General features: G+C 71.2%; 17 protein-coding genes. 12 read left to right on the top strand and 5 right to left on the bottom strand.

The genetic code is table 11. The annotated features are described in order from the left end of the window. The first annotated feature begins 16 nt into the window (after positions 1–16). The 11 genes from Pla133_RS20060 to Pla133_RS20010 all read left to right on the top strand — a co-directional run bounded on the left by Pla133_RS20060 (position 17) and on the right by Pla133_RS20010 (position 9,282). Positions 17–832 (top strand): hypothetical protein, encoded by an 816-nt coding sequence (locus Pla133_RS20060; RefSeq protein WP_145068548.1) that lies wholly within the window; start codon positions 17–19, stop codon positions 830–832. A gap of 615 nt (positions 833–1,447) precedes the next feature. Beyond that, positions 1,448–1,744 (top strand): BMC domain-containing protein, encoded by a 297-nt coding sequence (locus Pla133_RS20055; protein WP_419191762.1) that lies wholly within the window; start codon positions 1,448–1,450, stop codon positions 1,742–1,744. A gap of 64 nt (positions 1,745–1,808) precedes the next feature. Further along, entirely contained in the window at positions 1,809–3,614 is a 1,806-nt protein-coding gene (locus tag Pla133_RS20050; protein ID WP_145068546.1) for an aldehyde dehydrogenase family protein, read from the top strand. Positions 3,615–3,703: 89 nt separating this feature from the next. Continuing rightward, positions 3,704–3,997 (top strand): BMC domain-containing protein, encoded by a 294-nt coding sequence (locus Pla133_RS20045; protein ID WP_145068544.1) that lies wholly within the window; start codon positions 3,704–3,706, stop codon positions 3,995–3,997. Between the two features lie 60 nt (positions 3,998–4,057). After that, complete coding sequence (locus tag Pla133_RS20040; RefSeq protein ID WP_419191761.1) at positions 4,058–4,714, top strand: hypothetical protein; 657 nt, start codon at positions 4,058–4,060, stop codon at positions 4,712–4,714. A gap of 28 nt (positions 4,715–4,742) precedes the next feature. Then, entirely contained in the window at positions 4,743–5,360 is a 618-nt protein-coding gene (locus Pla133_RS20035) for a BMC domain-containing protein (RefSeq protein WP_419191760.1), read from the top strand. Between the two features lie 22 nt (positions 5,361–5,382). Further along, positions 5,383–5,655, top strand: a complete 273-nt coding sequence (locus Pla133_RS20030) for a hypothetical protein (RefSeq protein WP_145068540.1) — start codon at positions 5,383–5,385, stop codon at positions 5,653–5,655. A gap of 119 nt (positions 5,656–5,774) precedes the next feature. Then, positions 5,775–6,170 (top strand): DUF4870 domain-containing protein, encoded by a 396-nt coding sequence (locus Pla133_RS20025; RefSeq protein WP_145068538.1) that lies wholly within the window; start codon positions 5,775–5,777, stop codon positions 6,168–6,170. Positions 6,171–6,174: 4 nt separating this feature from the next. Continuing rightward, the gene (locus Pla133_RS20020; protein WP_145068536.1) at positions 6,175–6,573 is read left to right on the top strand and encodes a DUF4870 domain-containing protein; all 399 of its coding nucleotides are present in this window, start codon (positions 6,175–6,177) and stop codon (positions 6,571–6,573) included. Positions 6,574–6,666: 93 nt separating this feature from the next. Beyond that, the gene (locus Pla133_RS20015) at positions 6,667–7,911 is read left to right on the top strand and encodes an MFS transporter (RefSeq protein WP_145068534.1); all 1,245 of its coding nucleotides are present in this window, start codon (positions 6,667–6,669) and stop codon (positions 7,909–7,911) included. Between the two features lie 264 nt (positions 7,912–8,175). After that, complete coding sequence (locus Pla133_RS20010; RefSeq protein WP_145071000.1) at positions 8,176–9,282, top strand: IS630 family transposase; 1,107 nt, start codon at positions 8,176–8,178, stop codon at positions 9,280–9,282. A 9-nt stretch (positions 9,283–9,291) separates the two neighbouring features. Here the strand turns inward: Pla133_RS20010 and Pla133_RS20005 are convergent, their stop codons facing one another. Continuing rightward, positions 9,292–9,975 (bottom strand): GNAT family N-acetyltransferase, encoded by a 684-nt coding sequence (locus Pla133_RS20005; protein WP_145068532.1) that lies wholly within the window; start codon positions 9,973–9,975, stop codon positions 9,292–9,294. Between the two features lie 230 nt (positions 9,976–10,205). Here Pla133_RS20005 and Pla133_RS20000 point away from each other — a divergent pair, with 230 nt between their 5' ends. Next, complete coding sequence (locus Pla133_RS20000; RefSeq protein ID WP_145068530.1) at positions 10,206–10,880, top strand: ATP/GTP-binding protein; 675 nt, start codon at positions 10,206–10,208, stop codon at positions 10,878–10,880. Positions 10,881–10,988: 108 nt separating this feature from the next. On the opposite strand, the gene Pla133_RS19995 is transcribed toward Pla133_RS20000, so the two are convergent. Genes Pla133_RS19995 through Pla133_RS19980 form a run of 4 tightly spaced genes read right to left on the bottom strand, consistent with a single transcriptional unit; the run spans position 10,989 to position 16,723 of the window. Beyond that, on the bottom strand, positions 10,989–12,017 hold the full coding sequence (locus tag Pla133_RS19995; protein ID WP_145068528.1) for a DUF6687 family protein: 1,029 nt from the start codon (positions 12,015–12,017) through the stop codon (positions 10,989–10,991). A 55-nt stretch (positions 12,018–12,072) separates the two neighbouring features. Next, the gene (locus Pla133_RS19990) at positions 12,073–12,816 is read right to left on the bottom strand and encodes an enoyl-CoA hydratase/isomerase family protein (protein WP_145068526.1); all 744 of its coding nucleotides are present in this window, start codon (positions 12,814–12,816) and stop codon (positions 12,073–12,075) included. A gap of 27 nt (positions 12,817–12,843) precedes the next feature. Next, the gene (locus tag Pla133_RS19985) at positions 12,844–14,553 is read right to left on the bottom strand and encodes a tetratricopeptide repeat protein (RefSeq protein WP_145068524.1); all 1,710 of its coding nucleotides are present in this window, start codon (positions 14,551–14,553) and stop codon (positions 12,844–12,846) included. 43 nt (positions 14,554–14,596) lie between these two features. Further along, the gene (locus Pla133_RS19980) at positions 14,597–16,723 is read right to left on the bottom strand and encodes a tetratricopeptide repeat protein (protein ID WP_145068522.1); all 2,127 of its coding nucleotides are present in this window, start codon (positions 16,721–16,723) and stop codon (positions 14,597–14,599) included. Positions 16,724–16,755 lie beyond the last annotated feature (32 nt).

Genomic DNA, 16,755 nt, shown 5'->3' with positions numbered 1-16,755 from the left:
CGAAGAGGAGGCGGGAGTGAAAATCAGAACCCTTGGGATTGGCGGCCTTCGCAGTGGGCGAGGCGGCGCCGTCATCCTCGCGCTGGTGGCAGCCGCGGGCGTGTCGCTCGTCCTGGTCATCGTCGGCGGCGAGCGCGGCCGTGTACGCAGCGAGCAGGGCACGGGCCGAGGCGACCCGGCGTCGGGCGGGGCGGTGTCCGTGCCCGCCGATGGGGCCAGGGGCGCTCGCCTGTCGGCCCTCGACGGCGAGGCGGTCCCCGCTCGTGCACCCAGTGGGGCCGACGCGGGACACGATGCGCCCGCCGCTGGCGCCGCCGAGGACTTCGCCCCGCCGCCGTGGGAGCTGATCGATGTCGAGATCTCCGACGAGCTGCGCGCCGAGATCGCGGCCACGGGTCAGACCGAGGATGACTTCCGCCGTTGGCAGTGGTCGATCCGGGAGCTCGCGGACGCCCAGGCCGAGCTGCCGAGCTATCGCTTGGTTCGGGCCGGGAGCCAGGCGGCTGCACAGCAGGTGCTCGACCTGGTGGGCGAGGAAGTCGGCCGCGAGCTGACCGCAGACGAGGTCGACGCGCTCGAGGAGTCGATCGCCCGCCAGCTCGGCCGCGCCGTGGACGCGACGCGGGACATCGGCGTCGCGCCGCTGCCGGAGAGCATGGCCGGCTCCTACAACGCGCGCGCCCTGAAGGCCGACGAGCGTCTCGCCGCGTGGCGAGGGGTCGACGCGGACGTGGTCGCGATCCTGCTCCAGCTCGATCGCGAGCTCGTGGCGCTCGTCGGCGAGCCGCCCGGCGCCAGCTCGTACATCGATCCCGACGCGGTCCCCTGGTGAGAGTCGGGACGGGGGGCTCCACCGCCAGCCTCGATGCCCGTCCAACCGGTCGTGGTCGGCGCGGCGCAGGGGCGATCGAGGAGGCATTGCGACTCCACGCGCTCAGGAGCGTGTCCCGCTTCCCGGCCCGCCCGCCCGCCCGGGAAGTTCGGAGACCGGAGCAGGATCGTCCGCTTCGCGTCGACGCCCGCGCCGATTCTCGGTGCGGCACACTCCGTGCTCCCGAGCGCCGCCCTGGCGACGGATGACGTCTCGACCCTGCTCGGGTGCAGTCTCGGGTGCCAGCACCTCGACCGCCCGCCCTTCCTTCCGACGCCGCGGCCTTCCAGTGCCCGATGTCGATCGACGGGGCCCGATCCAAGGCGACCACGCGCCGCTTCGCCGCTGCGAGCCAGCGCTACGGCCCCGCAAGTCCCCCGCGGGCGTCCCCGACCGGGTCGAGTTGGGGGGCGACCGAATCGGCCCCGGGGTCCCCCATGCGGACTCGCGGCCAACGGCTGCCAGGCGATAGACTGCGCGGCCCCTGGATCGGGCCCTACCGTCCCGCTCCCCCCCTCCGACCGGCCCTGGCGCGACCAGGACTTCCCCGGCGGAGCCACGACCCAAGGAGCACCCGTGCAACAGCGCGCCCTAGGAATGATCGAGACCCGCGGCCTGGTCGGTGCCATCGAGGCCGCCGACGCCATGGTCAAGGCCGCGAAGGTCGACCTGTTCGGCAAGGAGAAGGCCACGGCCGGGCTGGTGACGATGTACGTCGCCGGCGAGGTCGGCGCCGTCAAGGCCGCCACCGACGCGGGGGCCTCGGCCGCCCGGCGGGTCGGCGAGCTCGTCAGCGTCCACGTGATCCCCCGTCCCCACGAGCAGCTCCTGCGGATCCTGCCCGAGATGAAGCCGCCGGGCGGCGACGAGTGATCCCCCTCGGGGCGGGTCGCGGCGAGATCGCCGCGCCTTGCCTCGGACTTGCGGACGCTAGAGCGTGGAGCGGCTCGATCCCGACCTGCGCGCCCTCCAGGAGGTGCGCGACTGCATGCGACGCGCCGTCGAGGCGCAGCGCGCGGTCGCCCATTGGAGCCAGGCCCAGATCGACGACCTGTGTCGGGCCATGGCCAAGGCCGGCGCCGCTGCGGCCGCCGACCTGGCGCGCCTGGCGGTGGAGGAGACCGGCATCGGCCGCGCCCACTACAAGGTCCTGAAGAACCTCTTCGCCACCGAGGGCATCTGGGCCTCGATCGAGTCCGAGCCCACGGTCGGAATCGTGCGCCGCGACGAGGCGGCGGGCGTGATCGAGGTCGCGACGCCGATCGGGGTGATCGCGGGCATCGTGCCGACCACCAACCCGACCTCGACCGCCCTCGGCAAGGCGCTGATCGCGGTCAAGGGTCGCAACGCGATCGTGATCAGCCCCCACCCGCGGGCGGCGCGCTGCATCGGCGAGTCGGCGGAGGTGCTGCGGCGGGCGGTCTCGCGCGCCGGCGGGCCGCCGGACCTGGTGCAGAGCCTCTCGAGTCCGACGATCCAGTCGACCGAGGCGCTGATGCACCACCCGGACACCAAGTTGATCCTGGCCACCGGTGGCGCGGGCCTGGTGAAGGCGGCCTACAGCTCGGGCAAGCCGGCCTACGGCGTGGGCCCGGGCAACGTGCCGGTCTGGGTGGACCGCTCGGCGAACCTGGCCGAGGCCGCCCACTGGATCGTCGCCAGTCAGAGCTTCGACAACGCGACGCTGTGCTGTTCGGAGCAGGCGCTGGTGCTGGACGCGCCGATCGCCGAGCGCATGTTGTCCGAGCTGGGCCAGCGCGGCGCGCACCTGTGCTCGCCGGACGAGACCCGCGCCCTCGAGCGCCTGGCCAACCGCGGCGGGCACATGAACCCGGACCTGGTCGGTCTGGATCCCTGGCGCGTGGCCGAGATGGCCGGCTTCCGCGTGTCGCGCAGCACCTCCGTGCTGCTCGCGCACCAGGGTGGCGTCGGCCCCGAACACCCCCTGTCGATCGAGATCCTGTGCCCGCTCCTGTCGGTGCACGTGGTCGACGGTTGGGAGCGCGGTTGCGAGGTTTCCTTCGAGATCCTGCGCAACGGCGGCCTGGGTCACACCATCGGCGTGTGGGCCACGGACCAGCGCGTGCTCGAGGCCTGGTACGTGGAGAAGCCCGCCAGCCGCATCGTGTCCAACGGGCCGACGTCCCAGGGCGCGGTGGGCTACTCGACCGGCCTGGCGCCGTCGATGAGCCTGGGCTGCGGCCCCCTGGCCGGGAACATCACCTCCGACAACATCACCGCGCGCCACATGATCAACCTCAAGCGGGTCGGTCTGCGCCGTGCGGACTGGGAGCAGCGCTACGAGCGCGACATGCGTCGGGCGGCCGAGCTGATGGGGGACCGCAGCGCGGTGCCGCGCGGCTCGATGCTCGAGGGCGATCCGGCCCTGGCGCGGGGAGGGGCTTCGAATGGAGCGGCTGCGGTGGCCGCGACGGCCCAATCCAGCGGCAGCTCGAGCCTGTCCTGGGCCGGGAACCCCGCTGTTTCGCATTCCGCTGCTTCGCCGTCCGCACGGGCCGCCAGCGCGCCACGCTCCGCGCCCGCCAACTCGCAGGGCCCGCGGTCCCCGCGACCGGGCGAGATGCTGCGCGCGGCAAGCGCTCCCAGACTCTCACCGATCCCTCCCGGCGGCGGCGACGCGCTGGCGATGCCCCTTCCCGCCCAAGGCGGCAGTGGTTGCCCCCTCGGGCCCTGCCGCGGATGCCCTCACCAGGACACGAAGTCCGGCGCCTGCACCGCCTGAGGGCGGCAGACAACCGGCGCGCGTCCCGACCCCCGACCACGAACACCGGCCGCGAGCGATCGCGGCCCTGACCCAGACCCCAAGGACCCATGGACAGCTTGATCGCACTCGGCCTGATCGAGACCCGCGGCATGGTCGGCGCCATCGAGGCCGCCGACGCCATGTGCAAAGCCGCGAAGGTGACCCTGCTCGGCAAGGAGATCTCCGGCGGCGCCCTCGTGACCGTGATGGTGCGCGGCGAGGTCGGCGCGGTGAAGGCCGCCACCGAAGCCGGCGCCGCGGCCGCTCGCCGCGTCGGCGAGCTGCGTTCCGTGCACGTGATCCCGCGCCCGGCGGCGGAGCTCGAGCACTTCCTGCCCCCGATCCCCAAGGACGGCAAGTGATGACGGGTGCGGCGCCGACTCGATCGGCGCGGCGCTCCGGTCGCACCTAGCAGGCCAACCTTGTCCACCAAGCCCCGCTCCGCCACCGCGATCGAGTTGCGCGGGAGTCTGGTCCTCGACCAGCTCCAGCCGCAGCTCGCCGCCGTGGTCGCCGTCAAGTCGGACGGCTTCTTCCCCGTGCCGGGGGAGAGCGCCTTCTGGCTCGAGGTGCGCCCGGGGATCACGGTCAACCGGCTGCTCGACGTGGCGCTCAAGGCCTGCGACGTGCGACCCGGGGCGCTGATCACGGAGCGCTCCTTCGGCCTGCTCGAGGTCCACTCGAAGGACCAGGGTCAGGTGCGCGAGGCCGGCCGTCAGATCCTGGCGGCGGCGGGGGTGAGCCAGGACGAGCAGCTCGCGCCGCACCTCTTGACCTCCGAGATCGTGCGCCAGATCGACGCCCACCAGGCGGCGCTCCTGAACCGCAACCGCGACGGGATGTTGATCCTCGAGGGCGACACCCTCTACACGCTCGAAGTCAATCCGGCGGTCTGGGCCCTCCTGGCCGCCAACGAGGCCGAGAAGGCCGCGCCGATCCGCCTGGTCGGCCTCGACAACCACGGCGCCGTCGGTCGCGTGCGCCTGGCTGGCACGGATGCGGCGATCGACGTGGCCGCCAGAGCCGTCGAGCAGACCCTGGCCAGCGTCGTCGGACGCGCCAACAGCGGCAACGCCTGAGGGCGTCCGCAAGCCCAACCGAACAGCGATGAGCGACACCAACGCAAAAGCCTGCCGCAACGACGTCAACCCGCCGATCGCCGAGGGAGCGGAGCTGGAGCCGTGCATCGGCATGCTCGAGTTGAGCTCGGTGGCGCGCGGCGTTGAGGTCACCGACGCCGTCCTGTGGGAGGCCCAGGTCGAGTGCCTGGTCGCCTCGCCGGTGCAGCCGGGCAAGTACGTGCTGCTGTTCACCGGGAGCGTCGACGACTGCAAGGCGGGCCTCGCGCGAGGCGCCGAGTTGGCCGGCTCGGACCTGATCGACCAGTTGTTGATCCCCCAGGTCCACGCCCAGGTGCCGGTGGCCCTGCGCCGGCGCGGGGGCACCATCGACGGACAGCTGGACGCCGTGGGCGTGGTCGAGACGGCGACGGTGGCCTCCTCGATCGTGGCCGCCGACCTGGCGCTCAAGGCCGCGACGGTGGACCTGATCGACCTGCGCGTGGCCAACGGCCTGGGGGGCAAGAGCTTCCTGGTGGTGACCGGCGAGGTCTCCGACGTGCGCTCCGCCGTGGGTGCCGCCAGCGACTCGGCCCGCGCCGCCGGCCACCTGCAGCGCGACGTGGTCATCGCCCAGCCGCACCGGGACCTGTCCCGCTTCCTCTAGGGCGCGGCCGCCGACCAGCTCTGTGCCCAAGCGCGTCTACACCGAGGGCGACGTCGCCCGCATGCCCGCCGGGAGCGAGCTGCGGCTGGGCGCGGACGCGATCGCGACGCCCTCGGGCCTGGATGCGGCTCGCTCCAGAGGCATTCGCATCGTCTACGAGGGCGCTGGGGACGACCCGCCGCCCACGGCGACCGGGTCCCTGGCGGACCTCCCGCGACTGCTCGCGGGCGAGGGGCGCTTCCACGTCGAGGTGCGGGGTGGCCGGGTGCGGGTCTGGAAGACCGGCGGGGGTTGAGGTCGCCGCTGAGCGGGCGCCGGGTCGCGCTCGATCCTGAATGACCAGGGCATCGTCGCGTAGTGGCGCCGTTGCGACTCGACGGACCCATCGCGATCGGCCCAACCGCGGACGGCACCATGAGCACGAGCTCCAACCACTCGAACGCCGACACGGCGCCCCTGACCTCCGAGCAGCGCACCCTCAGTTGCCTCGCCCACCTGTCGACCTTCGCGGGCGGCATCGTGCCTTTCGGGAACGTGATCGCACCCCTGGTGATCTGGCTGGTGCAGCGCGACGAGTCGCCCTTCGTGGCCGAGCACGCCCGCCAGGCCCTCAACTTCCAAATCACGATGATGGTCCTCGGGTTCGTCTCCCTGGCCGTGGTGGTCGCGACCCTGGGGCTCGCCGTGTTCGTGGTTGCTCCGGTCCTGATCGTGGTGACCATGCTCGGACTGGTCTTCACGGTGATCGCCGCCGTGCGCGGGTACGAAGGGCGCGAGTACCGCTACCCCCTGTCACTGGCCTGGGTCTGAAGCCATGGATACTCCGCCGCCGACCCGCACCGAGGACCCGACCACGGACGAGCGCACCCTCGGATGCCTGGCCCACCTGTCGGCCTTCGCCGGGTTCCTGGTCCCCTTCGGCAACGTGATCGGGCCGCTGGTGATCTGGCTGAACAAGCGCGACGATTCGCCCTTCGTCGCCGAGCACGCCCGCCGCTCGCTCAACTTCCAGATCTCCGCGATGGTCTTCTTCGCTGCCTGGGTGTTCGTGCTGATCTTCTCGCTACACGCTACTGGAGGACGCAGCGTGTTCGTGCTGGTCCCAGTCCTGCTGTGCGCCTGGAGCTTCGAGATGGTCTGCGCGGTCCGCGGCGCCATGCGCGGCAACGAGGGACGCGAGTACCGCTACCCGATCTCGTTGGACTGGGTCTGAGCGGCTCGTCGAGGGCACTCAGGCGGCGGTTTCGTGCCTGGCACCGTACGAACGCCTACCGCGCCTCGCCTGCTCGGTTAGCCTCTGCGCCCCATGTCTCCCTGGCGTCGCACCTACTGGTCAGTTTGGTTCGCCAACCTGACTGCGGCGCTGGGGATGATGAGCTTCCTGCCCTTCTTCCCCAGCGTGGTGGAAGAGTTGGGGGCGGACAGCCTGGGCGAGATCAGCCTGTGGAGCGGGCTGTGCTTCGGCGCTGCGCCGCTGATGGCGGGGATCATGGGGCCCTTCTGGGGCGCCTTCGGCGATCGCTTCGGGCGCAAGCTCATGGTGCTGCGCTCGATGTTGGCCCTGTGCCTGTTCGTGGGGCTGATGTCCCTGGCGCAGACGCCGCTGCAGCTCCTGATCCTGCGGCTGGGCCAGGGCATCTTCTCGGGCTTCCTACCGCCGTCGATCACCCTGGTGAGCGTGGGGGTGCCGCGCGGCAAGCAGGGCCGGGTGGCCGGGGAGCTGCAGATGGCCATGGCTGCCGGAGCCATCCTGGGGCCACTCTTGGGCGGGCTGATGGTCGACTGGCTGGGCCTGCGCTCGCTGTTTCTGGTGGTTTCGGCGCTGACCGGCCTAGGGGCGATGTTGGTTGCGCTCTTCGCCCGTGAGCAGCGCACCGCGGCCGAGCGGGCGCAGGCCGTCGACGCCAAGCCCGGCGGGCTCGCGGCCCTGCTCCAGGGCCTGGCCGGCGATCTCTTGGCCCTGTGGCGCAACCCGCGCACCCGCGCCGGGCTGGTGCTCCTGTTCATGACCCAGTTGGGGATCGGGGCGACCAATCCGCAGCTCGAGTTGTTCGTGCGCGAGCTCATCGGCGGCGATCCCGAGCTCTCGCCGCAGAAGCTGACCGGTTGGGTCTTCACCGCCATGGCGGTGGCGAACCTGGTCGCGATGCCAGCCTGGGGGCGCATCGGGGATCGCATCGGTCACCTGCGCGCGCTGGTCATCGCCGCCGCGGCCAGCGCCGTGGCCCTCACGATCACCGCCGCGGCGACGGGCTACTGGGGCCTGTTGTCCCTGCGCGTGCTCTTGAGCCTGGGCGCGGCCGCCATGGGTCCCTGCGCCTTCGCCCTGGCCGCCGCCGAATCGCCCGAGCATCGCCGCGGCGCGTCCTTCGGCGCCGTCTTCAGCGCGCGCACCTTCGCCATGGCCCTCTCGGCCGGACTGGGGGGGATCCTGGCCGGCTGGCTCACGATCCGCGGGTTGTTCCTGGCGACCGGCGTGGTGCTCTTGGCCGCGTCCCTGTTCGGGCTCTGGATCCGCTCGCGCCACCGCGCGCGGGCCGCCGCCGCCTGACGCGGTTCGCTAGTGTCCTGGATCAGAAATTCGGCGTCACTTCCCGGGCTCCGATCGCCGCTGGCGTCGCCAGCGCCTCCTCCGAGTATCGCAGCGGATACGCGTCGTCGGCGCGCCTAGCCAGCATCGATCGGACCTCCGGGAAGTGACGCCGAATTTCTGATCCAGGACACTAGTGGGGCGAGTCAAAGATTCGACTAATAAGTTGCAAGTTTCGGGCAAGTCGGGCTCGGCCGCGCCGATGGTTGCATCATGACGACCAAGATGGGACGGCCGAAGGCGAAGCTCGTGTTGTCCGAGCAGGAGCGCGCGGAGTTGAATCGGCTGGTTCGGCGTCGCTCGACGCCTGCGGCAGTGGCGGTGCGGGCGCGCGCCATCCTTCGCTGTGCGAAGGGGCTGGACAATACCGATGTCGCCGACGAGTTGGGGCTGCACTTTCAGACCGTTGGTCGCTGGCGTCGCCGATTCGTGAAGGAGCGTCTGGACGCGCTGTACGACGAGCCTCGGATTGGACGGCCGAGGAGCGTCTCAGATGACGATGTCGCCCGCGTCGTGGACATGACGCTCCACCGTAAGCCGAAAACCGGGACCCACTGGAGCTCCCGCCAAGTCGCGAACGAGCTCGGATTGTCTCAGAGCGCTGTGGCGCGGATCTGGAAGGCCTTCAGCCTTCGTCCAGACCGCAGCGAGTCCTTCTCCTTGTCCCGCGACCCTCAGTTCGTCGAGAAGGTCCGGGACATCGTGGGCCTGTACATGAGCCCTCCGGACAATGCGCTCGTGCTCTGCGTCGACGAGAAGTCCCAGATGCAGGCACTGGATCGCACTCAGCCCCTGCTGCCGATGACGCCGACGCACCCGGAGCGACGCTCGAATACCTACGTGCGCCACGGGACGACGTCGCTGTTCGCAGCGCTCGACATCGCCACGGGGCGAGTCATCGGCAAGTGCTTCCGTCGACACAGGTCGAAGGAGTTCCTGAAGTTCCTGGGCGAGATCGAGCAGTCCGTGCCCGAGGAGCTGGACGTCCACCTCGTGATGGACAACTACGCCACGCACAAGACGCCAGCCGTGAAGCGGTGGCTGCTACGCCGACCCCGATTTCACGTGCACTTCACGCCGACGACGTCGTCCTGGCTCAACCTCGTCGAGAGCTGGTTCTCGATCGTCTCCCGGCGAGTGACTGAGCGCGGCGTCCATCGAAGTACGGCTGCGCTCGAGAAGGACGTGAGGGCGTTCATCGATGCCCACAACGACGAGCCGAAGCCGTACGTCTGGACCAAGACCGCAGACCAGATCCTCGCCAGCCTCCGCCGCTACTGCGACACAGCGAGCGCCATTCGTTCCAGGCAAACAAATGAGTCGAAGCTTTGACTCACCCCACTAGCGGCCCCGGGTCCAGACCAACAGGTGGTCGCCGCCGCCGGCGTCGGTCATGGCGCCGAACTCGCCGTCGTCGGGGCCGAAGCCCAGCTCGCGGGCGAGCGCTCGGCCGCGCGGGTTGGCGGCGGACTCGATCAGGCACACGCGCCGCAAGGGCCAATCCCGCTCGAACCAAGCCGTGAGCGACTCGAGCAGGTGGCGGTCGAGGTCGGTGGCGAGCTCGGGCTCGATCACCCAGTAGGCCAGTGCGGCCACGTCGTCGGCGGGGACCGGCAAAGCGACAAGGTAGATGCAGCCCAAGCACTTCGAGCGATCGGGGGACAGCACCGTGTAGGCGTAGCCCTCGCGCGCTTCGAACTCCGCCCAGTGGCGCTCCAGGTCAACGCGGTTCTCGGCCACGGTGAAGTCCTCGCGGGGCCAATCGCCCCAGCCCAGGGTGCGCTGCAGGTGCTCGCGGCTGCCCATCAGGGCGGCGAAGTCGAGCTCCACGTGCTCCGGTGACAGGGGCTCCAAGTGCAGGCGCTCGGTGTCCAGGGCCAGGGGCGGGGAGAAGGACTTGGCCCAGGGCCCGGAGCCCCGCTCCGAATCGGTGGCGGCGGCCGCCGGCTCGGGCTCGCGGCCCTCGATGTCGGGGGCCGCGCAGGCGGCGAGCAGGAGCAGGCTCGAGAGCACAGGATTTCGCATGGAGGGCGTCCAGAGTTGCAAGAAGCCGCGAGTCTAGCCTGCCGAGGCCGACCCCCGAGGGACGTTGAAATGAACTTGCCGGTGACTTCCGGCCACCGCGCCCGTTCCTGAAACCCACTAGATCTTGTGGCCTGGTCAGTTTTGACCGCCAGGGGTAGGGTACCGGCCCCTCGCGCGGGGCCGCCCAGATCGGCCGGCTCCGGATCCCCCCGCCCCTGACAGACGCTCCCATGCAAGGCCCCCTGCGGATCTACCTCGTCGGCGCCCACTCGACCGGCAAGACCACCCTCGCCCGTTGGATCCGCGACCACTACGGCCTGCCGATGATCTCCGAGGTGGCGCGCGGGGTGCTGGCCGAGATGGAGGCCCAGCTCGACTCCCTGCGCTCGAACCTGGACCTGGTCGACCGTTACCAGCGCGAGGTCTTCGAGCGCCAGCTCTCGGCCGAGGCCGACCAGCAGGGCTCCTTCGTCTCCGACCGGGCCTTTTGCAACCTGGCCTACGCGGCGCACCACTCGACGATCCTCGCGTCGATCGCGACCGACAAGCGACTGCACCACTACATGGAGTCGGTGCGCGAGGGAATCGTGTTCTTCCTGCGCCCGCACCGCGAACTCTTGGCCGACGACGGCGTGCGCGCCGGCTTGGCCTGGGAAGAGGTCATTCGCATCGACGGCATGGTCAAGCTGCTGCTCGAGATGTTCGCCGTGCCGTACATCGCGGTGGAGTCCCTCTCGATGCAGGAGCGCGTGCGCACGATCGAGAACGTGCTGTCTCTCTGCGGCCGTCGCAAGGTCGAAGGCGACGAGTCCCAGCTCGAGCTGCGCTCCCTGCCGCGCGTCCGCCGCAGCGAGTCGCCGGCCTTCGACTCGGGGCCCGTCAACGCGGCCAGCGCGGCGCGCTGAACGCAGCGGCGGCCGTTCGGGCCACTGGCCTCTTCTCGCGCTGCGGAACCGTCGCAAGCCACGGTTCCGACGCAATCCTCGGACCTTGCTCGAGGCCGCGGTCCCGGCTCAGTCCGCTGCGTGATCGATCGCGGCGAGCACGGTTGTCGCGTCCAGTCGCGACGGATGCAGGGCGAGGTTGTGCTCCTCGTAGTCCTCGTGCTCGTCGGTCCCGAACCACAGCTCGGGTGAGGCGTGCCGGTTGCCGTCGTCCTGCCAGGCGGAGTCCGAAGTAGCACTCTCGAGCTCGCGCAGGCGTGCGGCGACCCGCTCGAGGTTGAAGCGCTTGGGCGGGGCCTCGGCCGGATCGAGGTCGAAGAAGGAGCGCGTGCCCACGATCAGCCGCAACAGGTCGCGGCCATCGGCCTGGCGCGCACTGACCAGCACCCGATCGCGCCCGCCGCGCTCGAACAGGGCGTGGCGTCCGGGCATGGCGTCCACGCCGGTGCCGCGGGGCAGTTCGAACAGCACCAGGTCGATGTCGTCCAACTCGCGCCGCAGGGTGCGCGGGTCGTCGAGCAACTCGAGGTCCGCGCGCAGCCGCTCGAGCGCGGGACCCCAGAGGTCGGCGTGCTTGGCGAGGGGCCGCTCGTCGAGCTCCGAGCCGAGCCACGACTCGAGGTGCTCGAGCACGTAGTCGCTGGCGAGCTGGTGTCGCTCTCGGCTCTCCAAGCGGCGCAGGCTCGACTTCAGGGGCGACCGCTCGGGATCCGTGATCGCCTGGACCAGCACGTCGACGCAGAAGGCGTGCTCGTCCGGCACCCGCTGGAAGTCCCCGGCGGCGGCCACCGCGATCAGCCGTGAGGCCAGGGAGCGCGCCCGCTCGGGGTTCAGCACCGTCCAGGCCGCGCACAGGCCGTCGGTGTCGTAGTGGTTGTTGACCACCGCCGTGCAGCCCTCGGCCAGGGCCCGGCGCTCCGCCTCGGGCAGCATCGCGAAGCGCAGGGCGATACCCGTCGAGAGCCGGTGCCGCAGGTGTACGGGCGTGCGGTTGCCCGGCCAATGGGACAACTCGAGCCCGGGCGCGCCGGTGGCGCCGTCGACAGTCAGGACGGGGTCGGTGGAGGACCCGTCATGGAGGCGGTAGGGGAGATCCACGGCGGGACTGTAGTGCCCGGGCCCGCGCAGTTCGATCAGGTAACCGGCTCGGGTCTCACTTCCGCAGGACCGCGCGCACGTAGGCGTCCACGGCCCCCAGCACCTCGGGCGAGGACCAGGCTCGCAGCTGCTCGGCGCCGGTCTGCGCCCGGTAGCGCGCGATGCGCTCCGAGGTCGGCGCGCGCAGGGCGCGCTTGGAGATGGCGAAGGCGCTGCGGGGTACGCGCGCCAGCTCGGCCGCTACGGCCACGGCTCGATCGAGGACCTCCTCCGAAGGCACGACCTCGTCGACCAGGCCGCGCTCGAGGCCCTCTTGCGCCGTGTAGGTCTCGCCGCGCAGCACGATCTCCTCGACATGCCCGGGTGCCACCCGCCGGATCAGCTCGAGGGCGGCAGGCGGGAAGGGCACGCCGACGCGCAGTTCGGGCACGCCGATGCGGCCGGAGCCTTCACCCATCACGCGGACGTCGCAGGCGCAGGCCAGCACGCAGCCCCCGGCGATCGCGTGGCCGTTGATGGCCGCCACGACGGGTCCCTCGAATTCGAACAAGGCGTCGAAGGCCTCATCCAAGGCCGGCAGGAACTCGCGCACGTAGTCGGCGCCGCCGTCCCGCAGTCGAACCAGGTCCACGCCGGCCGAGAAGATTCCCTCGCGTCCGGTCAGGACCATCGCGGGCGCGTGGGCGAGCTCGCACATCTCGCGCGTGATGCCCCGCAGGAACTCCAGGTCGAGGGCATTGCCGCGACCGTGGGCCAGGCGCAGGACGACCACACCCTCGCGTTCTTCGCGTTCGAACATGGTCTTGCCTGTGCCTGGCGCTGGGGATCAGCCCTGGTCGGAGCCGGCGCCCGCGGCGTCGGCTTCCTCCGCGGCCTTGCGCTCCTTCTCGATCTTCTCGCGCAGGAGTCGGCTGTTGTTCTTCGCATCGCGCAGGGCGATCTCGATGATCGGCCGCTCGTCCGCGCTCAGCTTGCCCGACTCCAGTTGTTGCTCGGCCAAGTCCTTGGCGCGGGCGTACATCTCGAGTGCCTTGTCGTAGTCGCGCTCGAGGTAGTAGTGCAGCAGCACCGCCGCGTCGTTGAGGAAGGCCGGACTGTCCGGGACCATCTGCAGGGCGCGGTCGTAGGCCTCGAAGGAGCGCTCGTAGCCGGCCTGAACCTCGCTCCAGCCGAGCTCGTCGTCGTCCTCCAGGGTCAGGGCCAACTGGGCGGTGCTATCGCGCAGGAACAGACCGAGGTTGTTCCAGAAGCGCGGCTCCTGGGGGCGGACCTCGCACAGCACCTCGCTCAGGAAGGCCGCGTCGTCGAAGGCGTCGCGCTGGGCGCACCAACCGACCATGTACTCGATGCGATCGGGGTCGAGCCCGTCGGCGGAGACCGAGGCCACCAGGTCGGCACGACCGGCGATCCAGTTCTCGCGCAGGGCCGCGATCGATCCGCCGTAGTCCTGCTGGTCGTAGCGGATGCGCCCGAGCCAGTACCAGGAGTTGATGTAGGCCGGCCACTTGGCGACGCAGGCCTCGAAGGCCGCCTCGGCGTCGTCGAGGCGCGCGCGGTCACCGGTGGCGTAGAGCGCCCAGCCGAGCCACCAGAGCAGCGTCGCATCGCGGCTGTCGCGCTCGCCGAAGCGCGCCGTGAAGCGCTCCTCGCCGAACTCGAGGGCGCTGATGAAATGTTCGCCGAGGGTGCCGCGGATCTGCCCGATGTTGACCGCGTTCGGGTCCCAGCCGAGGGCCTCGCCATAGGCAGCGCGGGCCGCCTCCAGGTCGCCGCCCCAGGCGTGCAGGTCGCCGAGCACGTTCCACAGGCCGGCCACCCGCTGCTGGCCGGCGAAGTCGCCGGGCTCGCCCGCGAGCTCGAGACCGTGCACCAGGGCGGTCCGGGCCTGGTCGAAGTAGGCGCTGACCTCATCGGGGCGAGGGTCCTCACTCGCCCGCGCGGCGAACATCCCCAGCGCCGCCCGACCGATCAGCTCCTGGGCCTCGATCGAGCTCGGATCGCGCTCGGCGGCCCTGCTCGCGGCCGTCAGGGAGCCGGCCGAGTCGCCGAGGTTGCGCGTCACCCGTGCGAGGACCAGCCACGCATCGCCGTAGCGCTCGGGGTCGGTCTCGAGCGCCGCATTCAATTTGCCCTCGGCGTCCTGGAGCATCAGCCCCGTCTGACCGCCGCCGCCGGCGGCGATGTCCGCCTCGCACTGGGCGGCCAGGGCGATGCCGACGCTGTAGTCCATGTCGGGACCGCGCTGCCCGTCGCGGCGCAGGCGCGAGAGCTGGCCCAGAACTTCCTCGGGGCGGCCCTCGGCCACGTCCAGTCGCAGCAGCCACATGGACGTCGCGAAGGACTCGTCCAGGGCGACGGCGCGCTCCAGGTCCGCGCGGGCCTCCGCGAAGCGTCCGGCCTCGAGGTGCGCGCGGCCGCTGGCCACCAACTCGGCCGCGGACTGGGTCACGGTCGATGCGACGAGGAAGGGCGCGCACGCGGGTGCGTTCGGCGCGACGGGGTTGGCCAGGGCGGCGAGCAGGGCTTCGATCAACATGGGGTGATTGGGGCTGAGGTTGTTCGTCGTAGGGCGGCGGGACTCACTCGCAGTCGCGGACCCAGGCCAGGACCGGCGACGGCTCGGCCGGGGCGCCCGCGCGACGGGCGCTGATGGTCGCGAGCCAGTACTCGTCGACGATCGGGCGCGGGTCGGGCCCGATCTCGGCTGCCCCGCGGAACCAGGCCTCCGCCTGGTCGAGGTCCTGGCGGTGTTCGAGCCAGAGCACACCCAGGTTCTCGTGGGCGTCGCCCCAGGCGTTCTTCAGCTCGTACAGCTGCTGCTCGTCGAGACCGCCCGCGGCGAGTTGTTCCTCGCCCAGGGCGACCGCGCGCATCAGCAGCCCCTCGGCGAACTCGAGGTCCGAGTGCAGGTAGTAGACGAAGACCAGCGCCGTGTCGTTGATGATGCGAACGTCGTCCGGGGACAGCCGCGCGGCGTCCCGGTAGGCCTCGCTGCTGCGGACCATCGTCGCGCGCGCGCGGGCCGCGTACTCGCGGGACTTGGCAACCAGCAGGTCGTCGATCTGCTCCGGCGTCAGCCCTTCGGTCGACTCCAGGGTCGCGACGATGCGCGCCACCATGTCGGGGTCGTCGATCTCGCCCTTGGCCGCGCGGCAGTAACGTTCACCCATGTTGGCCAGTGCAGTCGCAGCGTCGCGATTGAGGAACCCCGCGTTGTTGGCCATGTCCGCGTCGTCGGGCAGACGCGCGTGCAGGATGTCCGCGACCTCGGCGGCCTGGACCAGCTCCTCCGACTCCACGTGGGCGGCTACGACGAATTCCAGGCCGCGGATGCCGGAGTAGAGACCGCGCGCGGCGTAGTCCCACTCCAGGCCGCGCGGGTTCAGCTCCTCGGTGGAGAGGAACGCGGCCCGGGCGCCCTCGAGGTCGCCCTCGTTGAAGCGCACCCAACCCCTGGCGTTGCGGCAGATGATCTCCCAGGAAATGGCCTCCCCGGGGTCCATCGCTCCGCTGGCGCCGGCCTCACGGACCGTCCGGAACTCGGTCTCCGCGGCCTCGAAGCGCTCGACGGCGAGTGCACAGAGTGCAGGGTCGGCGTCGGGACCCGGGAACTCGGCCATGGCCAGCTCGAAGCGCTCGATCCCCAGGAATCTGTGGGCGAGCATCGAGCCGGGGTTGCTCGCCTGGTAGCGCTCGAGCAGCGCGACCGACTCCGCGGGGCTGTCGGTCCGAGCCACCTCGGCCGCACGGGCCAAGAGGTCGCGATCCTCCGGCACGTACTCGAGCCCGGTTTCCAAGAGGTCGCGTGCGTCCAAGCGCGCCTGCACGTCCTCGCGGGCGGACGAGCGGAACAGGTACAGATTCGCGGCCAACTGCCAGGTGTCGGCCTCCTGGGGCACGGTGGCGATCAGATCGTCGAGGGCGTTCTCGGCCTCGGGGAACAGTTCGTCCTCCGCAGCGCGCGCCGCCGGATCGCCAGTCATCGCCAGGCGCGCCGCGTCCGCGTAGGCCAGGTAGACCGCGTCGGCGACGACCCGCTGGGGGTGCAAGAAGCTCGGCCGCGCCGCGGTGGCCCGATCCGCTCCGGCGCCGTCCGCCTCAGCCCCGTCGAGCAGGGCCGTTGCTTCGCGGGCGTAGCGCAGGGCATCGTCGCTGCGGTTCAGCATGTAGGCGGCGCGCGCGGCGCCCAGGCGCCCGGTCGCCGTGCGACCGAGGCCGCGGAAGGCCTTCAGGGCGTCGTTGAACGCGCCGTCTACGAAGACGCCACCGGCGCCGTCGGAGATCATCCGCTCGCCCAGGGCCAGCAGCCCGCGCGCTCGCAGCTCCAGGACGGACTCGTCGTTCGGTTCGATGTCGAGGGCCCGGTCGATGGCGTTCAAGGCGTCGGCCGGCTCACCGGCTGCCAGCAGCTCCTCGGCCTGCCGCCGCTGGCGCTCGACCAGGATCTCCCCGAGCAGGTCGCGTGCATCGGCCACGCGACCATCGCGCAGGGCGTCGATCGCGGAGTCCGTCAGGCGGGCCTCCTGGTCGGCGGCCTCGCGCTCCGTCAGCAGGGTCCAGCTGCCGTCGGCATGCAGCACGATCGGGCGACCGGTCGGCGGATCACCACCGTCGGCACCGTGGTCAGCTTGCGGTTGAGCGTGGAGGGGCAGGGCCCAGGTCGCGATCAGCGCGATGGGTCCGAGCGCGTGGCGCAGTCGTCGCATGGGGTAGGCGGTCGGTGGGGGTCCGGTCGATG

Source organism: Engelhardtia mirabilis, from assembly GCF_007748095.1.
Classification (GTDB): Bacteria; Planctomycetota; UBA1135; order UBA1135.
This window is presented reverse-complemented; position numbering and strand designations above follow the sequence as displayed.

What these genes read in the sequence shown, in the direction of transcription:
- Pla133_RS20005 (WP_145068532.1), bottom strand. Translation starts at nt 9,975, where the DNA reads ATGCGAAATCCTGTGCTCTCGAGCCTGCTCCTGCTCGCCGCCTGCGCG.
- Pla133_RS20010 (WP_145071000.1), top strand. Translation starts at nt 8,176, where the DNA reads ATGGGACGGCCGAAGGCGAAGCTCGTGTTGTCCGAGCAGGAGCGCGCG.
- Pla133_RS20025 (WP_145068538.1), top strand. Translation starts at nt 5,775, where the DNA reads ATGAGCACGAGCTCCAACCACTCGAACGCCGACACGGCGCCCCTGACC.
- Pla133_RS20020 (WP_145068536.1), top strand. Translation starts at nt 6,175, where the DNA reads ATGGATACTCCGCCGCCGACCCGCACCGAGGACCCGACCACGGACGAG.
- Pla133_RS20000 (WP_145068530.1), top strand. Translation starts at nt 10,206, where the DNA reads ATGCAAGGCCCCCTGCGGATCTACCTCGTCGGCGCCCACTCGACCGGC.
- Pla133_RS19980 (WP_145068522.1), bottom strand. Translation starts at nt 16,723, where the DNA reads ATGCGACGACTGCGCCACGCGCTCGGACCCATCGCGCTGATCGCGACC.
- Pla133_RS20015 (WP_145068534.1), top strand. Translation starts at nt 6,667, where the DNA reads ATGTCTCCCTGGCGTCGCACCTACTGGTCAGTTTGGTTCGCCAACCTG.
- Pla133_RS20035 (WP_419191760.1), top strand. Translation starts at nt 4,743, where the DNA reads ATGAGCGACACCAACGCAAAAGCCTGCCGCAACGACGTCAACCCGCCG.
- Pla133_RS19990 (WP_145068526.1), bottom strand. Translation starts at nt 12,816, where the DNA reads ATGTTCGAACGCGAAGAACGCGAGGGTGTGGTCGTCCTGCGCCTGGCC.
- Pla133_RS20045 (WP_145068544.1), top strand. Translation starts at nt 3,704, where the DNA reads ATGGACAGCTTGATCGCACTCGGCCTGATCGAGACCCGCGGCATGGTC.
- Pla133_RS19985 (WP_145068524.1), bottom strand. Translation starts at nt 14,553, where the DNA reads ATGTTGATCGAAGCCCTGCTCGCCGCCCTGGCCAACCCCGTCGCGCCG.